The sequence below is a fragment of the Actinophytocola sp. genome (genome assembly GCF_045807065.1).
Classification (GTDB): Bacteria; Actinomycetota; Actinomycetes; order Mycobacteriales; family Pseudonocardiaceae; genus Actinophytocola.
Map to the genome: position 1 here is coordinate 1 of NZ_JBJMIE010000467.1, position 2,335 is coordinate 2,335.

2 protein-coding genes are annotated in these 2,335 nt (G+C 70.4%); both read left to right on the forward strand.

Annotation, left to right across the window (positions count from 1 at the left end):
* A partial coding sequence (locus ACJ73U_RS27345) for a molybdopterin oxidoreductase family protein (RefSeq protein WP_407780589.1) occupies window positions 1-1,279 on the forward strand: 1,279 nt, incomplete at its 5' end.
* 139 nt (window positions 1,280-1,418) lie between these two features.
* The coding region (locus tag ACJ73U_RS27350) for an NAD(P)H-dependent oxidoreductase subunit E (RefSeq protein WP_407780590.1) at window positions 1,419-2,335 on the forward strand (917 nt) is incomplete at its 3' end.

The window sequence follows — 2,335 nt, forward strand, 5'->3', positions numbered from 1 at the left end:
CGACGTCATCAGGCAGGTCGCGCGCACCTGGGGCGAGGCATCTGCCGGGATCATCTTCTGGGGCATTGGCATCTCCCAGCACACGACCGGCACCGACAACGCCCGCTGCCTGATCGCGTTGTGCTCGATCACCGGCAACGTCGGCAAGCCCGGCGCGGGCCTGCACCCGTTGCGGGGTCAGAACAACGTGCAGGGCGCGTCCGACGCGGGCCTCATCCCGATGTTCTACCCGGACTACCAGGGCGTGGACAAGGACGGCACCCGCGAGCGGTTCGAACAGGCGTGGGGCGCCAAGCTCGACCCCAACCGCGGCCTGACGGTCACCGAGATCATCGGCTCGGTGCTCGAACCCGGTGGCGTGCGGGGCATGTACATGCTGGGGGAGAACCCGTTCCTGTCCGACCCGAACATCAACAAGGTGCGCAAGGCCCTGGCGGCGCTGGACTTCCTGGTGGTGCAGGACATCTTCCTCACCGAGACGGCGGAGTTCGCGGACGTCATCCTGCCCGCCTCCTCGTACCTGGAGAAGGACGGCAGCTACACCAACACCGACCGGCGGGTGCAGCTGGGCCGCAAGGTGATGGATCCCCCGGGCGAGGCCCGAGTGGACTGGGAGGTGATCCAGGACATCGCGCGGCGCGTCGGACTGGACTGGAACCACACCTCGCCGAGCGAGATCTTCGACGAGATGGTCGCGCTCATGCCGTCCTACGCCAACCTCAGGCACGAGAACCTGGGCCTGTCCGGCAAGTTGTACCCGAACGACGACCCGGACCACTCCGACGGCACGATCGTGTTGTTCGACGAGCGGTTCAACACCGACGACGGGCTCGCGCACCTCGTGCCCGCGCAGTGGCTGCCCGCCAAGGAGCTGCCGGACGCGGAGTACCCGCTGGTGCTCAACACCGGGCGGCTGCTGGAGCACTGGCACACCGGGTCGATGACCCGCCGCTCCTACGCGCTCGACACGATCTCGCCGATCGCCGAGGTGTACCTGCACCCCAAGGACGCGGCCGACCGCGGTCTCGCGCACGGCGAGCTGGTGCGGGTGCGGTCGCGTCGCGGCGTGATCGAGCTGCGGGTGCGGATCTCGCACCGCGAGCAGCTGGGCAACTGCTTCATCCCGTTCCACTTCCGGGAGGCGGCGGCGAACCTGCTCACCATCGACGAGATCGACCCGTACGGCAAGATCCCCGAGTTCAAGTTCTGCGCGGTGCAGGTCGAGGCGATGGGCGCGGCACACGTGACCGAGCCGGCGAGTTGGGGAGCCACGGAATGATCGTGGGACAACCGCGGACAGCACAAGCAAATGCCCCAGGGCGGCCGGCTCCCCGGGGACGCCGTCACCCCTGTTGTCACGCTATCGAAGAGCACCGACAGTGCCGGCTGATCGGGCGCGCGAGGTGGGGAGTCGCGATATGACACTGAGTCCCGAAAGGGCGGCCGGCGCCCGCGCCCGGTGGGTGCCGGGAGTGGAGGGACGCGCCGGCAAGTTCCCCGGCCCGTCGCTGATCCCCGCGCTCAACGCGATCCAGGCCCGGCTGGGGTGGCTGCCCCGCGAGGAGCTGGAGGAGCTGGCCCGCGAGGTGCGGCGGCCGCGGTACGAGATCGAGGGGATCGTTTCCTTCTACCCGCACTTCCGCACCACGCCGCCGCCGAAGGTCGCCCTGCGCGTCTGCCACGACCTGTCCTGCTGGCTGCGCGGCGGCGAGGAGCGGATCGCGGCGATCAGGCGGCAGTACGGCGCGGACACCGACGTCGAGCTGGTCGAGGTGTCCTGCCCGGGCCGCTGCGACGTGGCCCCGGCCGTCGACGTGAACGAGCACCCGGCCGCGGTGTCCGAAGTGGACTCGCTGGTCGATGCCGCGCGCGGCGACGGGGTGGCCGAGGCGGCCGCGACGAGCCGGACCGAGCCGTGGCCCAACGATCCGTACCCGGCGGGTTCGGGGATCGGCGAGCGTTACCAGTCGCTGCGGGCGTTGCTCGCCGGTGAGCTGAGCGCGTCCGACGTGGTCGCCACGCTGTCGGACTCGGGGCTGCGCGGGATGGGTGGCGCCGGGTTCCCCACCGGCAGGAAGTGGGAACTGGTCGCGGGCACCGGCGACCCGGTCAAGTACGCCATCTGCAACGCGGACGAGTCCGAGCCCGGCACGTTCAAGGACCGCCAGATCCTCGCCGACCAGCCGCACCTCGTGCTGGAAGGCCTGCTGCTGGGCATGGCCGTGGTCGGCGCCGAGCAGGGCTACGTGTTCATCCGGCACGAGTACGGACCCGAGGAACGCGTGCTGCGCGCGGAGATCGACGCGCTGCGCGCCGCCGGCGTCGTCGGCCCGAA